We start from the raw sequence: 18,418 nt of genomic DNA, 5'->3' as shown, positions 1-18,418 counted from the left end.
GTCGGGCTTCCGTAGGCGAAGGGGGGAGACGATGCCGACCGAGGCCGTCAGCGTGGCGCTGATAGACGATCATCCGGCGATCCTCGCGGGGGTCGAGGCGTGGTACGCCTCCTCGGAGCAGCCGATCGAGGTGATCGCGGCGGGCGAGACCGCCGCCACCGCGTGGACACCGCCGGGCGACGGCGCCGACGTCGTCGTGTTCGACCTTCAGCTGAGCGACGCCGGGCCCGCCTTCGGTGAGCTGCGGCGGCTCGTGGACGCCGGGCGCCAGGTGGTCGTCTACACGATGCGCGACGACGAGCAGACGGCGCTGACCTGCCTGGACCTGGGCGCCGCCACGTAACTGACGAAGACCGAGGGCGGCCGCCACCTGGTGGCCGCGACCCTCGCCGCCGCCCGCCAGCACCCGTACACCCCGCCCGCGCTGGCGGGCGCGCTCGGGACGAACGCCCGCAGCGACCGGCCCCGGCTCTCCCAGCGCGAGGAGGACGTGCTGATCGAGTGGTTCCAGTCGGAGTCCAAGGAACTGGTGGCGCAGCGGCTCAACATCAAGGTGCGGACGGTCAACACCTACCTGGACCGGGTGCGCATCAAGTACGCGAACGCGGGCCGCCCGGCCCGCACGAAAGCGGGCCTGGTGGCGCGGGCCATCCAGGACGGGCTGGTGGCCGTCGAGGACCTGTGAGCCCGGGTCGGCACCCCCACCGCAGCGCGTACGACTCGTTGGCGCCCGTCTCCCCGAGGGCGCGGTGCGGAGTGATCCGAATGGTGCTCATAAGACGTGCTTCCCCCTGTGTTTCGAGCTGGGTTGACCAGCTCAATCGACCGTAGGGAAGCACGCCGGGCACCGCAGACGGCCGAACGACCGACAATCTGGCGGGTGCCTGGGGCGCGCCAGACACGACAGGGCCCCGGCATGGCTTGCCGGGGCCCTCGTACGCCTCTGAGTTGTCGACTAGGAGCGTGGGTCGGTAACGGGCAAGCCGCCGAGGGTTGGTGGTCGGATCTCTGGCGGTCTGGGGTTTGTCGGCGGTGTCGGGGCGGGTGCGGGGTGTGGTTGCAGTGGAGGGTGATGGTGCCGCCTGGGCGCTCAGGCTCGGGCGGCGGCCAGTCCGGGGGTTCCGACCTGCCCGAAGACAGCGCGTCCGGGTTTGGTGCGCGGTTTGCGGGCCATGCGCTCGCGCGCTGTGGCGTCGGCCGGGATGCGTCCGCGCGGGGCGGGGCTGACGCGTTCAGCCGGTGGTAGCTCATCGCCTTGTGCTTGGAGGCGTTGGCCTGCAGTTTCGTGCCGTCGAGTGCGACCCGGCCCATCTTGACCATGCCCAGTCGCTGCGCCAGGCGCCCGCGACGAGCGCACTCCGGTGGTGTACCCGTAGATCAGCAGCCGGACCATCAACCGCGGGTCATACGGCGGGAACCCGCGCTTCTCGGTGGAGGACGCCAGGATCGGGCCCAGGTCGAGCACCTCGTCGACCAGTTCGGCCACGAATCGGGCCAGATGCCCCTCGGGCAGCCACTCATCCAGTGACGGCGGCAGCATCAGCATCTTTTGAGATCCGCAGACAGCGCCGCGTAGATGTACTCGCTGCCCCAGCGATCCCCGTCGAGGTCGTTCTCGACCAGGTGCGCCTCCCGGCGCATCCCGAGGCGCTCACAGACCCGCACAGACCCGGTGTTCTCCACGTCCAGCCGTGCGTAGAGCCGGTGCACGCCCAGCGTGTCGAAGGCCAACCCGGCCAGCGTCGAGGCCGCCTCGGTCGCGTAGCCGTGCCCCTGGTGACCTGGGTCCAGAGTCCAGCCGATCTCGGCCTGGGCTGCGCGGGCATCGGCCAGGGCAAGGCTCACCTCGCCAAGGACGCCGGGCTCATCGCGTCGGCAGACAGCGAGCGCCAGCTTGTCCCCGTCGACGCGCCAGGCCGTCTGCGCCGCGCGCTCGGCGGCAACTTGCTCGCTGCGCTCACGCGTGTGCACCGGCCGGTACAGGTAGCGCGCAACGCTCGGCAGGCTCTGGTAGGCGTACAGGTCGTCGGCGTCGCCGGGAGTGAACAGACGCAGCGACAACCGGGCCGTGGTCAACGGCAGCAGCGAAGCGACTTCCATGCGGACCCCCGGGACGCGGATGCGGATTAAGTTGCGGACCGATTTTCGCATCACGACTGCCCGGCAGCCACGCCTTTTCAAGAGCAGTGCTCGGCAGCCGCACTTCACCACGAGGCGCGGCATTCCAGCAGTTGTTTACTGACCCACGCGCCTAGCGGTCGAACTCGCTCCGCCTGACGCCCAGGATGAACGCGTTCCACGCGCCACCCGTGAACGCCACAGCCGGGCCGCTCTGATCCTTGCTGTCCCGTACGGAACGGCCGCCATTGGGGCCAAGGCCAAGGTATCGCCGCTTCGATGGTGCTGGCTCTGTGTCAAAGGAGAAGTAGGGGAACGCGGACGCGCGCGGACACGACCAAGCCCCCGGCATGGCTTGCCGGGGGCCCTTCGCGCGTCTCTGAGTTGTCGACTAGCGGTCGAACTCGCTCCGCTTGACACCCAGGATGAACGCGCTCCACGCGTCACCCTTGAATGCCAGAGACGGGCCGCTCTGATCCTTGCTGTCCCGTACGGAACGGCCGCGATCGGCCGTGTCCGCAACCTCTACGCAGTTGTTTTCCCCGCCGGAATACGATGACTTCCGGTAGGGCCCTATTACGTTAGAAGTCAATTTGATTCTTCCTTGCTTCTCCGCAGTACGTCCCGAATGAGTCTTACACTTGCATCCGGGGCCAGTGCCGCCGATCGTAGCTGGTCAAAGGCCAGGGTGTAAGCCGTAAGGTCCTCTGCGCCCTCAAGGATGGCCGAACCGCGCAGGTTGTCCAGCGTCACCGCTTCGACAGTCGGTGGCTCTGTGTCGAACGAGAAGCAGGAGAACGCGGACGGCATCGTGGCTTTGACACCGGCCGAGATAGGCAGAACCTGCAGCGTCACGTTCTGTCGCTTGCTCACTTTGATGATGTGCGCGAGCTGTTCATGGTAGATGTCGATCGGCACGATGGGGTGGACGATCACCGGCTCCCAAATGATTGCCGTGTAGTTCGCCGCACCTTCCGTCTCATCGATTCTTGCTTGCCGGTCGCCCCTCACCTTGACCAGCTTCGGCACCTTGTCGGGGTCGATGAACCCGGGTCCACTGGTGATGACGGCCTCTGCGTATGCGGGAATTTGCAGCAGTCCCGGAATGAGGGCGGGCTGCCACTCCCGAATGTGCGTTGCGTCATCTTCCAGCGAGATGTGATCCAAGTAGTCCTGTCGCAGGTGTGCCGCATGCTCAAGCCACCATCCGCGCCGGTTCGCGTTCCTCGACAGATTCTCCAGCCTCGCCCGGGTTTCGCTGTCCGTGACGCCGTAAGCGTCGAGCAGCAAGCGCACGTCGACCACGCGAGCGGTCGAATGGCCGGACTCGATCCGGCTGATCTTGGTTGGCGATGACTCGATGACCTTGGCAGCCTGCGGCTGATCGAGCTTGGCCGCGAGGCGGTACCTCTTGAGTGCTGACCCGAGTCGCCTGCTGCGCACGGTCGGCCGTCCCCCTGCGGGCATGGGCCCCTCCCTCTCTGCTGACCATCAACTGTAGGGCTCGACACCACAGTAGCTCCGCAGCGCGCGAACCTGCATAACGGAGGGTTGCGAGATGCAGACTTGCAGTTCTAACCTCTTGTGCATGCGCCGCTACATGGCGCGATCGTGATGCACAGTCAGGGGGTAGTGGATGCCCACCGCAATGGCGGACCACCAAGACACCTTCAAGGTGTCCAAGCGCAGGCGTAACGTCCCGGGCGTACGTGCCCGGGTGCAAAAGGCCCTCGCGGACTGGGGGATTGATGCCGCGCTAGCGGACGACGTCACCCTGTCGGCTGACGAACTAGTGTCCAACGCCATCAAGCACTGCCGCGTGTCGTACGCGGTGATCGAAATCAGCGTGTCCACGCAAGACGCATGGTTGCTGCTTGAGGTCTCGGACCCCGATGGAGACAGGGTCCCCGAACTCCGCATCGCGGATTCCGAAGCGGAAACGGGGCGGGGGCTCTTCATGGTCTCGAAACTGGCGGATGAGTGGGGACACGAAAGCAGGGGCGCCACCGCCAAATGTGTCTGGGCCCGATTCGCCATCGCCCGTGGGGCTCCGTGTACCGGCTGACGTACGGCCAGACGGAAGAACGGCACCACACCAGGACGCAGGCGATACGGGCCATGGCCCGAGCGATCCACGCACAGCCGCTCACTGCAGGCGAACGCTTCGCTTTCAACCGCTGGTACACGAACCGCAACTACCGCTCAGCCGCGACAAAGTTGCACGGGGGGCACCGATACGAGTTGCGGGTGTCGGTCGGAGGCGAACGGCGGATATTCGCTATCCACCCGCCGCCGCACACCCCACAGGCCCCCGTTACGCGGGAGGACGTCACCGCGTAACGGGTGAATGGGGCTCCCAGCGCGCACCCCGTTGCCGCTGGTCGAGCCCGCGCAGGGGCCCCGTACCTCCGCAGGCGGGGCCCCTGCGTCCCCACGCAGAAACGCCCCGGGAGGGCATGCAGCGCCTTCCCGGGGCAGCCAACAGACAGGAGCTGTTGACTTGTTGAACCTTATCGTTCGTTCGCTCGCCTGGGTGGTGGCGTTCTGGACACCTCGCCCCTGCGGGAAACACCGGATCGGCGCCGAGACGCCGGTCGGCCGACCGGCGACGGTCATCGTGCGCGACGTACCGACGCCGTGGCCTCCCTGCGTTCCGGGCGCGCGAGCGCGGCGCAGGGCGAGGACCACGACGCGCCGTCCTGACGTCCCGCCAGCGTGGGGCGACACCGGGCTGCTCGTGCGGGCCTACGTGCTCGTTCACGAGCGTCGTCAGGACGGGCCGAGCTGGACCGTGGGGTGCGATCCGGTGTCCGTCAGGGAGCCGTTCTGGGAGCCGTGGAGGCGGGCGTAGGCGCCGTTCAGGGCGAGCAGTTCGCGGTGGGTGCCGGATTCCACGAGGCGGCCGTGGTCGAGGACCAGGATGCGGTCGGCGTCCGGGGCGAGGTTGAGGTCGTGGGTGATCATGATGGTCGTACGGCCCGCCATCAGCCGCCGCAGCGGCCGCACCACGCGTCGCGCGGCCAGCGCGTCGAGGCCGGTGGTGGGCTCGTCCAGGACCAGCACGGGCGCGTTGCGCAGCATCGCGCGGGCGATGGCGATGCGCTGGAGCTGACCGCCGGACAGCTGGGCGGTGTGCGGGTCGATCCGGGTGTCGTAGCCGTCGGGCAGGGCGCGGATGAACTCGTCCGCGGCCGCGTCGCGCGCCGCGCGGGCGATGTCGTGGTCGCTCGCCCCGGGCCGTCCGCACGCGATGTTCTCGCGGATCGTGTCGTGCAGGATCAGCGTCTCCTGCGGCAGCAGGGTCACGTGGTCGCGCAGGAAGGTGAGCGGGAGGGCGTGCAGCGGGACGCCGTCCAGACGTACGTAGCCCTCGCCCGGGTCGTAGAAGCGCAGCAGCAGCTTGGAGACGGTCGACTTGCCCGCCCCGCTGGCCCCCGTGATCAGGACGAACTCGCCCGGCCGGGCGGTCAGCGACACCCCGGCCAGGGTCGGCCGCTCGGCGCCCGGGTAGCGGAAGGCGACCCGGTCGAACTCCACCGTGCCGTGCACCCGCCACGGCTGGGCGGCCGCGCCCGGCGCGGGGTCGCGTACGGCCGGTTCGGCGTCGAGGATCTCCAGCAGCCGTTCGGCGCCCGCGGTCGCGGCGGTGAGGGTCAGGCCCAGCTGGCCGAGGTTGCGGATCGGCGGGTAGAGGTAGCCGAGGAAGGCGGCGAAGGCGAGCAGCTGACCGATCGTCATCCGGTCCTGGGAGATCTCCCAGGCGCCCAGTCCGATGACGGCGAGCACGCACAGCGTCTCCAGGACCTCGACGATCTGCTCGTACAGCTCGCTCATCCGGGCCCCGGACACCGAGGCCCCCATCCATGCCCCCGCCTCCTGCCGCAGCCGGTCCTCCTCGGCGGCCTTGCGGTTGTACGCCTGGGTCAGCACGACGTTCGACAGGGACTCCTCGACCACGGAGGTGATCGCGCCGTCGGCCACCCGCTCTTCCCGGGCGACCGACTTGATGCGGCCGGAGAAGCGCCGGGCGGCCAGCCAGAACAGCGGCGCGAGGACGAAGGTGGCCAGCGCCAGGTCCCAGCGCAGGGTGAACGCGGCGATGGAGAAGAAGACGGTGCTGAAGATGGCCGATACGGTGCCCACCACCCCGGACACCACCATCTGCTCGATGGCGTCGATGTCCCCGGTCAGCCGCTCCAGCAGATCGCCCTGGCGGTGGCGGGAGAAGAAGTGCGGCGGCAGGTCCTGGACGTGCCCGAAGACCCGGGCCCGCAGCCGCATCACGAAGCGCTCGGCGGTCCAGACGGCGAGCGAGTTGCCGGCGTAGCCGACGCCCGCGCCGAGGATGGCGACCGCGAGCCACTGCGCCGCGGGGCTCCAGAACGCGCTGAGCGAGCCCTGCCGCAGGGCGTTGTCGGTGAGGTCGGAGAAGAGCAGGATCGCGGCGGTCTCGGCGAGCGCCGCGGCGATGACGCAGACGCAGATCAGCACGATCCAGCGGCGATCGCCCCTGGTGAGCGGCCAGAACCGGCGGAACGCCAGCCGCGCCGGAAGCTGCGGAGCGGCCTGCTCCGGCTCCTCGCCGTCCTCCGGGGCGGGGACGTACGCGTACGCCTCGGGCAGCGGCTGCACCGCCCGCTGGTGACGGCCGTACGGGCGAGGCCGCCCGGGCCGCCGGTGCCGCCCCCGGCTGGTGGCGGGATCGGCCACGACCATGCGCAGCTGCATGGTGGCCTGGTCGTCGTAAGGGGGCGGTGGTGTCGTCACGTGGGGTCTCCCGGGTCCGGAAACGGCCGAGGCGGGCCCGCGGCGCGATTGCCGTGGGCCCGCCTTTCAGTGGGTGGGTCAGCCGCCGATGGGGCGGCGGGGCTGACGCTTCTGCGGCGCCTTCGGGGCGGGCTTCGGGTGCTTCTTCTTGCCCGGCTCGGGCTTGCGGGCGGGCTTGACCGGGGCGATCTTCTTGAAGCTCATGGGGATTTCCTCTCACGAATGTCGGCGATTGTTTTTCTCTGTCTGGGCCTCCGGCTTTGCCTTTCGGCTGGGCCGTTCGGTTTCGACATGGAAAACATTAGGAGGGCTATCCGTGAGCCAGTTCGGACTCCGCTGTGTGTTTGCCCAGAGCCGTCTGACGGATTTCTCAGCAGATCCCGGGAACCGCCGCGCGGCCGTATGCGTCCGGGCGCCCGGACATAACGAAGGGGCCGGTGGCGGAAGCGGAAGGGTGTCAGCGGGTGCGGCGCTTGACGACATAGGCGTACTGGTCCGGCCAGGCCGGCTCGACGCCGAGAGCGAGGGCGGCGTGCTGGGGCCAGTACGGGTTCCGCAGGAGTTCACGGCCGAGGAAGACTGCGTCGGCCTGCCCGGAGGCGACGATGTCCTGGGCCTGCTGCGGCTCGGCGATGAGGCCGACGGCGGCTGTGGGGATGCCGGCCTCGTCGCGGGCCTGCGCGGCGAAGGGCACCTGGTAGTTCGGACCGGCGGCTATCTTCGCGTCGCGGACCATGCCGCCGGTGGACACATCGAGGAGGTCTACGCCGAGGGCCGTCAGTTCCTTGGCGAGGCGAACGGTGTCCTCTCCGGTCCAGCCCTCGCGGTCGTCCCCGGGGTTCTCGGTCAGCCAGTCGGTGGCGGAGGAGCGGAAGAAGACTGGCAGCTCCTCGGGCCACACCGCCCGTACGGCGTCGACGACCTCCAGGGCGAAGCGGATGCGGTTCTCGAAGCTGCCGCCGTAGGCGTCGGTGCGGTGGTTGGAGACCGGGGAGAGGAAGGAGTTGATGAGGTAGCCGTGAGCGCCGTGGACCTCTGCGATCTCGAAGCCCGCTGCCAGGGCACGCTGGGCGGAGGTGGCGAAGTCACGGATGAGCTGCTGGATTTCATCCACGGTCAGCTCGTGAGGGACGGGCAGGCCGTCGTACGCGATCGGGCTCGGGGCGACAGTCTGCCAGCCGCCCTCACTCTCGGGCAGGGCCCGGTCGGACAGCCAGGGCTTGTCGACGGATGCCTTACGGCCGGCATGGGCGAGCTGGATGGCCGGGACGGCGCCCTGGGCCTTGATGGCCTGAGTGATCCGCGTGAACGCCTCTTGCTGGCGGTCGTTCCACAGGCCCAGGTCCCAGGGGCTGATGCGCCCGTCGGGGCGGATGCCGGTCGCTTCGGCCATCACCAGGCCCGCGCCGCCGGCTGCGCGGGAGGCCAGGTGCGTGAGGTGGAAGTCCGTCGGCACACCGGTTTCCGGGCCCTCGGGCGCGGCGGAGTACATGCACATCGGGGACATCCAGACCCGGTTCGGTATCCGGAGGGATCGCAGCTTCAGGGAGGTGAACAGGGCGCTCATCAGTACTGTCGTCTTTCAGAGTGGTGCGTCGTGGTGAATCGGGTCGTGGTCGGCGAACTTCGCCGCGAGCGGCGAAACCTGGGAGTCATCGGCGAACGCCTGACGCGGGGTGGCCGGGCTCACTGGTCATCGGTTCCGGTGGCCGGCAGGGTGATGCCGCGCCGGGACAACCACTGCTCGCCCCACTCGTTCAGGCCGAGCAGCAGCGGTTCCAGCGACCGTGCCTCCTCGGTCAGGGAGTACTCGACCCGTGGAGGCACGACCGGGTAGACGGTGCGCTCCACCAGACCGTCTTCTTCGAGTTCGCGGAGCTGCCTGGTCAGCGGTCGCGGGGCGATGCCGCGCATCTGTCGTTGCAGCTCGTTGAAGCGCATGGTGCCGTCGAGCAGGTGGAAAAGGATCACTCCTTTCCACTTGCCACCGATGATCTTGACGGTTGCCTCCATCGCGCAACCGGGCAGGTCGTTGAACGGTCGTGTTCTCGGCATGGGACAGCACTTCCGATTCGTCATACCACCAGGGCAGCGGGTGTCCCCTCCCTGGTTCATTGTCCACGGGGAGCCCCGCCGACCGGTCAGGACGCGGTCGCGGCCAACGGCGCGGCAGGCCGGGGCGGCTGCGAACGCTGCCAGGCCGAGCCGTAACGGGTGTACTGCAGAGGCGGCTCGATCGGCGTGCGCAGCTCGTCGGCGGCCGTGCGCGCCCAGAACGGGTCCTTCAGCATCTCCCGGCCGATCAGGACGATGTCCGCGCGATCGTTCTGCAGGATCTCCTCGGCCTGCCGACCGCTTTCGATCAGGCCTACCGCACCGGTCTTGATGCCGACCTCCCGCCGGATCAGGTCGGCAGCGGGAACCTGGTAGTTCGGGAAGGAAGTGACCTTCACCGGGGCGATACCACCCGAGGAGGCGTCGATCAGGTCGACGCCCTGGTCCTTCATCCAACGGCCGAAGACGACGAAGTCCTCCGGGGTGTTCCCGCCCTCGGCGTAGTCCGTGGAGGATATGCGCACGAACAGCGGGCCGTCCCATTCACCGCGCACGGCGTCGATGACTTCACGCACTATCCGATAGCGGTTTTCGTGGTTGCCGCCGTACGCGTCCGTGCGCTGGTTGGCCAGCGGCGAAAGAAACTCGTTGAGCAGATAGCCGTGAGCCGTGTGCACCTCGATCACGTCGAAACCGGCCGACTTCGCACGGACCGCGGCCTTGCGGAAGGCCTCGACGACCCCCTTGATGCCCTCGACCGTCAGTGCCTCGGGCACGCGCGAGTCGGGGCCGAAGGGGATTGCCGAGGGCGCCACGGGCGTGAGGGATTCGATGCCGAGCTGTCGGCCGGCGTGGCCGATCTGTGCGCCGGCCTTCGCCCCGAATCCGTGGATCACCTCGGCCAGACGCGACAGTCCCTCGATGTGCTCGTCATCCCAGATTCCCAGGTCGCCCGGGCCGATCTGGCCATTGGGCAGCACCGCCGTCGTCTCCAGCATCACCAGGCCGGCGCCACCCAGGGCGCGTGCGCCGTAGTGCACCGAGTGGAAATCGGAGACGCGGCCGCCCGCGTCGGCCGAGTGCATGCACATGGGGGACATCGCTATCCGGTTGCGGAATTCGGTATCGCGGATAGTGATCGGCTCATACAGCTTCGCGGACAAGGAAATCTCACCTATCTCGGTCACAGTTGGTGTGCGATTACGAGATTAGGCGGTTGCTCCATTGCGCACTAGTACGGACTTTTTTTGAATGTACTGCCAAAAAAGTAAGTAGGGGGAGCGATGCTCAGTCGATGCCGGTGATGGAACGGCGCGTGCCCCGTCGCGGGACGCGCTGCGCGACGCCGTCGCCAGTACGGGCAGGCCGGTGAGCTGCTTCGCGAGCTACCGCTCTTACGGCCGCTTTCCGAAGCCCATCTGGTTGCCGGTCAGGTCGGCCACGATCCCATCCGGCTTCACGCCTATGTTCTGGATCTTGATGCCCTTGGCCTTTTCCGGCAGCTGGAAGGAGAGCGACAGCTTTTCCGACAGCTCCGGCAGCTTGTACCTGGTCAGCGCGGCGGCCACCGTCGGGTCGATGCCGAGCTTCTTGACCAGCTCGGGGTGCTCGTTCGTCACGTCGACGAGGTTGACCTTCGTCAGGGACGGTATGAACTCCGGCGACCCGGTGATCTTGTCCAGCTGACGGTCGTCCTGGCGCGCCCGCCCGGCCGGTTCGGGAGCGACCCCCAGTCGCTCCGCCACCGACGGCACCGCCAGCAGCGCCCTCGCCTTCGCGGTGTCCTCGCTGATCTGCTTGGCCGCCTTGGGGTGCAGCCGCAGCCCGGCGTTCTTGCCCGGCCGGTAGGTGGCGATCCCGGGGATCTCCAGCCGCATGCCGGTCACCTCGGTGGAGATCCCCCGGTCTCCCTGGCGCTGTATGTGGGCCATCGCGTGCAGCGACACATCCTGCCCGGCGACCGGCAGCTTGCCGTCCGCGCGCACCGAGTTGGGTCCGAACGCCCGGAACCGCACCTGGGAGGCCCCCAGCTCCCGGTCCAGGTCCTCGAAGGCCAGCAGGACGTCGCCCTTCATGCGCTCCACGACGGCGCCCTTGATGGACGTGGGCAGATCGGCGTTCAGCCGGATGTCCTGGGCCTGGACGTTCACTTCGGCGAGTGAGACGCGGTCGGCCGCCACATCGGGCACCGCCACGTCGACCTGCTGCAGCTTCTTGTCCGTCACCTGGGTGAGGAACGGGAAGCCGTGGATGGTCACGTTGGGCGCGGTGGCCAGCTTGAGCTTCTTCTGCAGCGCGGCCTCCGCCTTGCGCTCCACGTACATCACGGCGCACCGGTCGGCCAGCACCGCCAGTGCCGCGAGCACCAGCACGCCGATGACCAACTTCGCGGTGAGCGGCACCGCTTTGAACCGCCCGCGCCCGCGCCCTCGGCGGCGGGCGCGCCGGGAGCGGCCGTGGTCGGGCGGCGACCACGGCTCTCCGTCGGCTCCGCTCGCGCCGTCCTTGCCGGTGGCTCCGGCGCCGCCGAGGTCGGCGGTGTCGTCGTCATCCGGCTTCAGCCCGAGGCCGAGCGGGTCCTCGGGGTCGTACGGATCGGCCAGCTCGGCGAGTTCCTCGTACGGGTTGCTGTACGAGTTGCCCTCCTGCCGCGCGTCGTCCGGCGTGTCGCCGTGCGCCGCGCTGGGCGGGCTGTCCGCTCGGTCGCTGGGGTGGGGATTGTGGGGACGAGGTGAAGATATGCGTGTGGGGGATCGCATCGCCCAATACCACCACGCCGCATAGCTCCACCCGCAAGTCCTAGCGGCGATACGTGGCGAACGGCACGCTCACGCGGCTCCGCCGCCGTACCGTCCGCCCGCCGTCCGCGCGCCGTCCGCCCGCCGTCCGAGCGGCGTGGTCACCGTCCGCCGCGTGAAACCGCCCTCGCTTCTGTGACGGTGACGGACCGTCCGTTCATCTCCTGTCCATCCAGCTGGGCCATGGCCTTCTCGGCGTCCATGTCCGCCATTTCCACGAACCCGAACCCGCGCGAGCGCCCGGTGTCCCGGTCGGTGATGACGGTCGCGTCCATCACCGACCCGAACTGCCCGAACAGCTTCTCCAGGTCTTCCCGCGTGGTCTCGTAACTGAGATTGCCTACATGCAGCCGCTTCGACATGACCCGCTCTCCCTGCCTGCTCCGGGACGCCGTCAAGGTGGCGCCAATCGGGTCAATCGTCGCAGCGAGGGAGGAAACGGGCCATCGCGATGCGGCCGAACCGGTGACCCGGCGGCTCCCGCCGCCGGGTCCCGGACGGGGCTCAGTGCAGCTTCTGGAGCTGGTCGGAGGCGAAGGGGACCAGCGCGTCGGTGTCCCCTTCGAGGACCTTGCGGGCCCACTCCGGGTCGCCGATCAGGGCGCGGCCGACCGCGATGAGGTCGAACTCGTCCCGCTCCAGCCGGTCCAGCAGCGGCTCGATGCCCGCCACCCCGGTCCGGGTCCCGCTCTGGAACGACGACGGGTCGAACTGCTTGTCCAGGCCGACGGAGCCGACGCTGATGGTGGCCTTGCCGGTGAGCTTCTTGGTCCAGCCCGCGAGGTTCAGGTCCGAGCCCTCGAACTCCGGCACCCAGTACCGGCGGGTGGAGGAGTGGAAGGCGTCCACCCCGGCCTCCGCGAGCGGGGCGAGGACCGCCTCCAGCTCCTGCGGGGTCCCGGCGAGCTTCGCGTCGTAGTTGTTGGCCTTCCACTGCGAGGTGCGGAAGACGATCGGGAAGTCCGGGGAGACGGCCTTCCGGCAGGCGGCCACGATCTCGGCGGCGAAGCGGGTACGGGCGACCGGGGCGCCGCCGTAGCCGTCGGTGCGGCGGTTGGTGCGCTCCCACAGGAACTGGTCGATCAGATAGCCGTGGGCACCGTGCAGCTCGACACCGTCGAAGCCGGTGCGCTCCGCGTCCGCCGCGGCCTCGGCGAAGGCGGCGACCGTCGCGTCCAGGTCGTCCTGGGTCATCGCCCGCCCCTTGGGGGTGCCGTCCAGGGCGAGGCCCGACGGGCTGTGCGTGGGGGCGCCGGGCACCGGGCCCGTACCCTCGTCGCGCACTGCTCCGACGTGCCAGATCTGCGGCATGATGCGGCCGCCCGCGGCGTGCACCTCGGCCACCACGTTCTTCCAGCCCGCCAGGGCGTCCTCGCCGTGGAAGCGCGGCACCCGGTCGCTCTCTCCGGCCGAGTCGTGGCCGACGTACGTACCCTCGGTGATGACCAGCCCGACCCCACCGGCCGCCCGGCGCGCGTAGTACCGCGCCACATCCTCACCGGGGACACCGCCCGGCGAGAACTGACGCGTCATCGGCGCCATGGCGATCCGGTTCGGCACGGTGAGCCCGCCCAGGGTGAACGGGCGGGACAGGATCTGGGCCGCGCGGGCGGCGGCAGCGCTGCTGGCAGGCACGTGAAGGCTCCTCGTAGCAGGACGACGTTACGCGGAGCTAAGCTAAAACCTGACGTTGACGTCAGAGGCAAATATCGCAGGGAGGCATGCGTGCGCATCGGTGAACTGGCCGCCAGGGCAGGGGTGAGCGTACGGGCGCTGCGCTACTACGAGGAGCAGCACCTGCTGCACCCCGAGCGCAGCTCCAGCGGTCAGCGGCACTACCCCGAGAGCGCGGCCGACCGCGTGCATCTGATTCAGCAGCTGTTCGCGGCGGGGCTCTCCAGCCGCACCATCGTGCAGCTGATGCCGTGCGTCGACACCGGTGAGGCGACCCCGGCGATGCTGGAACTGCTGCTGGCCGAGCGTGACCGCATCGAGCGCCAGATGGGCGAGCTGGCCGACGCCCGCGACCGGCTCGAAACCGTCATCGCCTCCACGAAGGTCCGCTCCTGCTCGCACGGGAAGCCCCACCTCACAGGGGCAGCGGCCGGTCCACGACGACATCCTTCATGACGAGGGTGGAGCTGAGCCGCTGCACACCGGGGAGCGTGGCGAGGCGGTCGTCGTACAGCTCCTGAAAGGCGGGCAGGTCGCGGGTGACGACGCGCAGAAGGTAGTCCGGGTCGCCGAACAGCCGCTGCGCCTGCAGCACGTTGGGGATGGCGGCGACGGCCTCCTCGAAGGCGGCGACGGTGTCGCGGGACGCGTCGTGCATCGTGATGAAGACCAGGGCGTCGAAGGTGAGCCCGAGGGCGTGGGCGTCGAGGTGCGCGCGGTAGCCGCTGATCGCGCCGGAGCGCTCCAGCGCGCGCAGCCGCCGGTGGCAGGGCGAGAGGCTGAGGCGTACGCGCTCGGCGAGTTCGGTCACGGTGAGCCGCCCGTCCTTCTGCAGCTCGGCAAGGATTTTCCGGTCTACGTCGTCCATGGGGAAGATCCTCCCTCACCTTTACGGTGGTGTCGTCAACACCTGCCCAGGAGGAACCCGTTGGACAGCTACTTCGAGCGCACCGCCGACCACCGCTTCAAGCCCACCCAGCACGTGGGCGGCGCGTGGGCCTCCGACGAACAGCACTTCAGCCCGCTCGGCGGCCTCATCGTCCACGCCATCGACCGCCACGTGGCCGGGCGTCCGGACGCCGGTCTCGTGCTGAGCCGCGTCAGCTTCGACATCCTCGGGCGCCTCGCCCTTGAGGAGTGCGAGATCCGGGTGGAGACGATCCGGCCCGGCCGCACCATCGAACTCCTCGAAGCCACCGTGCGCATAGCGGACCGCCCGGTGGTCCGGGCCCGCGCCTGGCTGCTGACCGCCCTGGACACGGGCGCCGTCGCGGGCGGCGGCGCCGAGCGCCTCACCCCGCCGGACGCGCTCGCGCCCTGGGACATGTCCACCGTCTGGCCCGGCGGGTTCGTCGCCTCCCTGGACGTCCGGCCGCTCGCCGAGCCCCAGCCGGGCCGCGCGACGGTCTGGGCCTCCACCGATGTGGCCCTCGTCGCGGGCGAGAAGGCGAGCCCGCTGGCGTCCTTCGTCGCCCTGGTCGACACCGCCAACGGCATCGCCGTGCGCCAGTCGCCCACCGCCTGGATGTTCCCCAACGTCGACCTGACGCTCCACTTCCACCGGCAGCCCGAAGGCCGCTGGACCGGCCTGGACACCACCGTCGCCTTCGGCCCCACCGGCCAGGGCATCACCAGCACCGTCCTGCACGACCTGAGCGGCCCGGTCGGCCACGCCCAGCAGATCCTCACGGTCCGCCCCCAGCCGGACGAAGCGCCTTGACCATCACCCGCTCCCCGGCCACGTGGTCATGGCGCGACTCCATCGGCCGGTTCGGCGGGGATGCCCGCGCGGCGGCGGGGGAGGGGGAGCGGCTGGATCGCCACACCGGGCAGCTCGTCGTCGCGGACGGCGTGGACGCCCCGGAGGGTGATGGTCTCCAGGCGGCGGAGCGGGCGCAGCGGGGCGAGGTCGACGGCGCGGGCGTCGGGCTTCTGGGCCTCGACGTGGAGATCACGGAGGCCGGGGAAGCACGCGGCCACCCAGTCCAGGGTCAGGTCACGCCGGTACGAGGTGATGCTGAGCCGGGAGAGCTGGGGCAGCCGATACAAGGCGGGCTCGATGTCCCGGTCGATGAGCCTGAGGTGGTCCAGGGAGGTGAGGTGCGCCAGGTTGTCGTAATACCGGTAGTTGTGGCGCGAGGCGAGATCCAGCGTGGTCAGCGCCAGATCCGCCAGCGGAAGCAGGTCCCTGACACCCGGGCATTTGGTCAGGGTGAGCACGCGCAGCCGGGTCAGGTGCCGGAGGCAGCCGAGGTCGGACAGCATGACGTTGTCGTCGATCCGGAGGTGGGTGAGGGGGCCGGGATCGAGGGCGGTGCGCAGCTCGTCCTCGGTGAAGTTGCCGCGCAGGAGCAGCAGCGGGCGGGGCCCGGTGTCCTGGAGCAGGCGCAGGTGTTCCAGGGACTCGGCGACGAAGTACAGACCGCCGGGGGTGAGATGGGAGATCACCTCGGTGAAGTAGCGCTCGGTGTCGAAGCGCTGCCAGCCGGAGGCGAGTTGAGCGCGGACGGGGAGGGAGGGGTGGGTGCAGAACTGGCGCAGATACGGGATCGCGGCATCCGTGCCGACGACCGAGGCCGTGATCACGCAGGCTTCCGCCTCCGCGTCGGAAAGCCCGTCCGGCCCGGGGAGGAGCTGGAGCACGAGCGGGCCGACGTTGGCGAGGTCGCGGGCGGCGCTGGCGCTTCGGGGCGGGATGACTTCGTCGGCGCGCCGCTTCACCTGGTCCCGTACATGGGGGTCGAGGTCGGCGGCGTGTTCGAGGCAGGCCATCGCGAGCAGGTGGAGCCGGGCCCGTACGGCCGGGTGCGCGCTGCCGCGGTCCATGAGCTTGGTGAGCAGTTCGACGCGCTCACGCGGGCGCGCGTGGGCGACCGACATGCGGAAGACGTCCTCCCACTGGGTGTCGTCGGCATGGCTGACCAGCAGCCCCACATCCCACGCCTCCACGGCCGCCTTCGCGCCCAGGTAGTCCTGGAAGGTGCGGTGGACGAACTCCACGGTGCCGAGGGACGGTTCGCGCAGCAGCCCGCTGCGCAGCAGCAGATGGTTCAGGATGCGCAGCGGAGTGCCCAGGGCCTGCGCGGCCGGGACGGACGGCAGGGCCTCGGCGACGATGGCCTCGGCCCGGTCGCGGTCGAGTTCGGCCTCGCCGTTGCGGATCAGGTAGTACGCCAGCCGCTGGAGCAGCTGGATCTGCGGTTCCTCGTCGAGCTGGATGTCGCCGGGGGCGTAGACATGGCGTTCGGTGTCGCGCCGGGTCAGCAGCATCGACAGCGCCGCGTCGTAGAGGGCCTTGCGGCCGGGCGGCAGATAGCCCCGCCGGGCCCGGTGGAGGGCGCAGATGAGGCCGCACATCAGGGGGTTGGTGGCGAGGCGGCTGAGGTCCTGCTTGGTGCGGACGGCCGTATGCAGGGCCGACTGGTACGCGCCGAGGGCGAGGTGTTCGTCCTCCGTACGGCACGTCTGGCGCGCCGCGTCGTGCCAGCGGTCGATGAAGGCGGTCATGTCGTCGCGGCTCATGGGGGACAGCGCGAACTCGCTGAAGTCCTGGGCGGCGAGCCAGTCGTCGGCGACGGCGGAGGGGCGGGAGGTGACGAGCCACAGGTTGCCGGGGTAGGCGATCAGCAGATCGGCCAGCCAGGCGCGGGTGCGCTCCCGGTCGCGCTCGGGGATCTCGTCGATGCCGTCGATCAGCAGCAGCCCGCGCCCGGCGGTGAGGACGCGGTCGGCCCAGCCGGACGGCTGGGCGGCGTCCAGGGGGCTGTGGACAGAGGCGAGGAAACGGGCCGGGGAGGGCAGGGCGTCCTGGCGGGCGACGGTGCGCAGCGGGAGGACGAAGGGGACGCGGCCGATCAGCTGCTCCAGCCCGCGCGGCGGTTCCTGCCGGGCGGCGGAGACGGCGAGCCACTGGACCAGGGTGGTCTTGCCGGAGCCCGCGACGCCGCGCAGCAGGACGCGCTCATGGCCGGAGAGGGCCCGGTCGGCGGGGAGGGCGGTGGGCGGAGTGCCGTCGAGGCCGAGGGGGCGTTCGTCGTCCTGGGAGACGGCCTCCAGGCTGAGGTACGCGGCGTCCAGCGGCCAGGCGGCCTCGGCGTGGCTGAGGTCGATGCCGACGATGGTCAGCGTGCCGTGCTTCTTGATCATGTAGTCGGCGTACCGGCGCTCGAACGCGGCGTCCTGCGCGGACTGGGACGGCAGCCGCTCGATCAGGATGTCGATCTTGGTGATCAGCTCGGCGAGCTGCCCGCTCTGCTCGACCAGGGTGCGGGCGACGAAGGTCGAGCGCTGGGTGAAGAAGTGCAGGATGTGCAGGCAGGCGGTGTCGAGGAGGCTTCGGTAGAGCCGGGACGCGTTCAGCGAGAGGTGGGCGTCGGGAAGCTCGGCCTTGTAGTGGAGATCCTTGGCCAGCACCCGGTGGCCGAACCGCACGGCCTGGACGTCGTCCATGGCCAGATCGCCCAGTGCGGACAGCGACCTGGCCAGCGCGTCGGTCAGCGGCTCGGCCTCATCGGCGGGGATCGGCCGCTCGCCGGGACCCACCCCGGCCATGGCCCGTTCGACGAGCTTGGCGGCGAGCTTGCGCAGGTCCTTGTCGGTCAGCGTGCGCTTCTCGCCCCGGAAGGAGACGAGGGACGAGATACGGACCGGCCGGTCCACCAGCCCGGCGCCCGGCCCCTCCGCTACGAACAGCTTCTTGATGAGCGGTGCGACGGCGCTGGACGCGAGGCGCGCGCCGATGACTGCGGGATCCACGTCCCATTTCCCCCCGGTAGTGGTGGCTCCTGGCCGGTCAGCATAGCGGCGGGGGCGGGACTTTGGTCCCGAAACGGACAATCGGAAGTCCCTGCGAGAGAGGCGGGGATCGCGCCGCACGGTGATATGCGGCACAGCGCCTACGGGGCCTACTACGGGAATTAGGAATAGCGGCGCGGCAGCGAATATACCCAGGTCAGCGGGGGCGGAATTCCCCTCAGGAAAGAGAGTCGTCAGCGCGCGAACTACGG

The 18,418-nt window shown here is 69.7% G+C and carries 17 protein-coding genes and 2 pseudogenes; 4 read left to right on the top strand and 15 right to left on the bottom strand.

The window, feature by feature from the left end:
- Positions 1-31 precede the first annotated feature (31 nt).
- Positions 32-685, top strand: a pseudogene (locus tag ACWC5C_RS36260) (response regulator).
- 548 nt (positions 686-1,233) lie between these two features.
- Here the strand turns inward: ACWC5C_RS36260 and ACWC5C_RS36255 are convergent.
- From ACWC5C_RS36255 to ACWC5C_RS36235, 5 genes and pseudogenes are all read right to left on the bottom strand, one after another.
- Positions 1,234-1,546, bottom strand: a pseudogene (locus ACWC5C_RS36255) (transposase); the annotation flags it as partial.
- Positions 1,540-2,100, bottom strand: a complete 561-nt coding sequence (locus ACWC5C_RS36250; protein WP_450882623.1) for a GNAT family N-acetyltransferase — start codon at positions 2,098-2,100, stop codon at positions 1,540-1,542. The gene ACWC5C_RS36250 and the pseudogene ACWC5C_RS36255, both read right to left, overlap by 7 nt.
- A 151-nt stretch (positions 2,101-2,251) precedes the next feature.
- Complete coding sequence (locus tag ACWC5C_RS36245) at positions 2,252-2,470, bottom strand: DUF397 domain-containing protein (protein WP_450882621.1); 219 nt, start codon at positions 2,468-2,470, stop codon at positions 2,252-2,254.
- A gap of 39 nt (positions 2,471-2,509) precedes the next feature.
- The gene (locus ACWC5C_RS36240; protein ID WP_450882619.1) at positions 2,510-2,710 is read right to left on the bottom strand and encodes a DUF397 domain-containing protein; all 201 of its coding nucleotides are present in this window, start codon (positions 2,708-2,710) and stop codon (positions 2,510-2,512) included.
- Positions 2,707-3,585, bottom strand: coding sequence for a helix-turn-helix domain-containing protein (locus ACWC5C_RS36235; RefSeq protein ID WP_450882617.1), 879 nt, complete (start codon positions 3,583-3,585; stop codon positions 2,707-2,709). The genes ACWC5C_RS36240 and ACWC5C_RS36235 overlap by 4 nt, the downstream gene beginning before the upstream one ends.
- A 169-nt stretch (positions 3,586-3,754) precedes the next feature.
- Between ACWC5C_RS36235 and ACWC5C_RS36230 the strand changes: the two genes are divergently transcribed.
- A complete protein-coding gene (locus ACWC5C_RS36230) occupies positions 3,755-4,183 on the top strand; it encodes an ATP-binding protein (RefSeq protein WP_450882615.1) in 429 nt (142 codons plus the stop codon).
- Between the two features lie 704 nt (positions 4,184-4,887).
- Here ACWC5C_RS36230 and ACWC5C_RS36225 read toward each other — a convergent pair.
- The 8 genes from ACWC5C_RS36225 to ACWC5C_RS36190 form a co-directional block, all read right to left on the bottom strand.
- Positions 4,888-6,846: an ABC transporter ATP-binding protein gene (locus ACWC5C_RS36225; protein WP_450882732.1), complete on the bottom strand. Its 1,959-nt coding sequence runs from the start codon at positions 6,844-6,846 to the stop codon at positions 4,888-4,890.
- 117 nt (positions 6,847-6,963) lie between these two features.
- Positions 6,964-7,089 (bottom strand): hypothetical protein, encoded by a 126-nt coding sequence (locus ACWC5C_RS36220; protein WP_385446791.1) that lies wholly within the window; start codon positions 7,087-7,089, stop codon positions 6,964-6,966.
- Between the two features lie 253 nt (positions 7,090-7,342).
- Positions 7,343-8,452: an NADH:flavin oxidoreductase/NADH oxidase gene (locus tag ACWC5C_RS36215; protein WP_450882613.1), complete on the bottom strand. Its 1,110-nt coding sequence runs from the start codon at positions 8,450-8,452 to the stop codon at positions 7,343-7,345.
- 119 nt (positions 8,453-8,571) lie between these two features.
- Positions 8,572-8,940, bottom strand: a complete 369-nt coding sequence (locus tag ACWC5C_RS36210) for a winged helix-turn-helix transcriptional regulator (protein ID WP_450882611.1) — start codon at positions 8,938-8,940, stop codon at positions 8,572-8,574.
- Positions 8,941-9,026: 86 nt separating this feature from the next.
- Complete coding sequence (gene namA / locus ACWC5C_RS36205) at positions 9,027-10,103, bottom strand: NADPH dehydrogenase NamA (RefSeq protein ID WP_450882609.1); 1,077 nt, start codon at positions 10,101-10,103, stop codon at positions 9,027-9,029.
- Between the two features lie 231 nt (positions 10,104-10,334).
- The gene (locus tag ACWC5C_RS36200; protein ID WP_450882607.1) at positions 10,335-11,699 is read right to left on the bottom strand and encodes an LmeA family phospholipid-binding protein; all 1,365 of its coding nucleotides are present in this window, start codon (positions 11,697-11,699) and stop codon (positions 10,335-10,337) included.
- A gap of 140 nt (positions 11,700-11,839) precedes the next feature.
- Positions 11,840-12,100, bottom strand: coding sequence for an RNA recognition motif domain-containing protein (locus ACWC5C_RS36195; RefSeq protein ID WP_450882605.1), 261 nt, complete (start codon positions 12,098-12,100; stop codon positions 11,840-11,842).
- Between the two features lie 142 nt (positions 12,101-12,242).
- Positions 12,243-13,373 carry an NADH:flavin oxidoreductase gene (locus tag ACWC5C_RS36190; protein WP_450882603.1) on the bottom strand — a complete coding sequence of 377 codons (1,131 nt, stop codon included), beginning with the start codon at positions 13,371-13,373 and terminating at the stop codon, positions 12,243-12,245.
- Positions 13,374-13,463: 90 nt separating this feature from the next.
- On the opposite strand from ACWC5C_RS36190, the gene ACWC5C_RS36185 reads away from it, so the two are divergent.
- Positions 13,464-13,868 (top strand): MerR family transcriptional regulator, encoded by a 405-nt coding sequence (locus tag ACWC5C_RS36185; RefSeq protein ID WP_450882601.1) that lies wholly within the window; start codon positions 13,464-13,466, stop codon positions 13,866-13,868.
- On the opposite strand, the gene ACWC5C_RS36180 is transcribed toward ACWC5C_RS36185, so the two are convergent.
- Positions 13,828-14,280 (bottom strand): Lrp/AsnC family transcriptional regulator, encoded by a 453-nt coding sequence (locus ACWC5C_RS36180; RefSeq protein WP_385447567.1) that lies wholly within the window; start codon positions 14,278-14,280, stop codon positions 13,828-13,830. The genes ACWC5C_RS36185 and ACWC5C_RS36180 overlap by 41 nt on opposite strands.
- A gap of 60 nt (positions 14,281-14,340) precedes the next feature.
- Between ACWC5C_RS36180 and ACWC5C_RS36175 the strand changes: the two genes are divergently transcribed.
- The gene (locus ACWC5C_RS36175) at positions 14,341-15,132 is read left to right on the top strand and encodes a thioesterase family protein (protein WP_450882599.1); all 792 of its coding nucleotides are present in this window, start codon (positions 14,341-14,343) and stop codon (positions 15,130-15,132) included.
- 26 nt (positions 15,133-15,158) lie between these two features.
- On the opposite strand, the gene ACWC5C_RS36170 is transcribed toward ACWC5C_RS36175, so the two are convergent.
- Complete coding sequence (locus tag ACWC5C_RS36170) at positions 15,159-18,167, bottom strand: NACHT domain-containing protein (protein ID WP_450882597.1); 3,009 nt, start codon at positions 18,165-18,167, stop codon at positions 15,159-15,161.
- Between the last annotated feature and the right edge of the window lie 251 nt (positions 18,168-18,418).

This window comes from Streptomyces sp. NPDC001700 (genome assembly GCF_053596435.1).
Note: the sequence above shows the minus strand (reverse complement) of the source record. Positions and strands in the feature narration are given on the sequence as shown.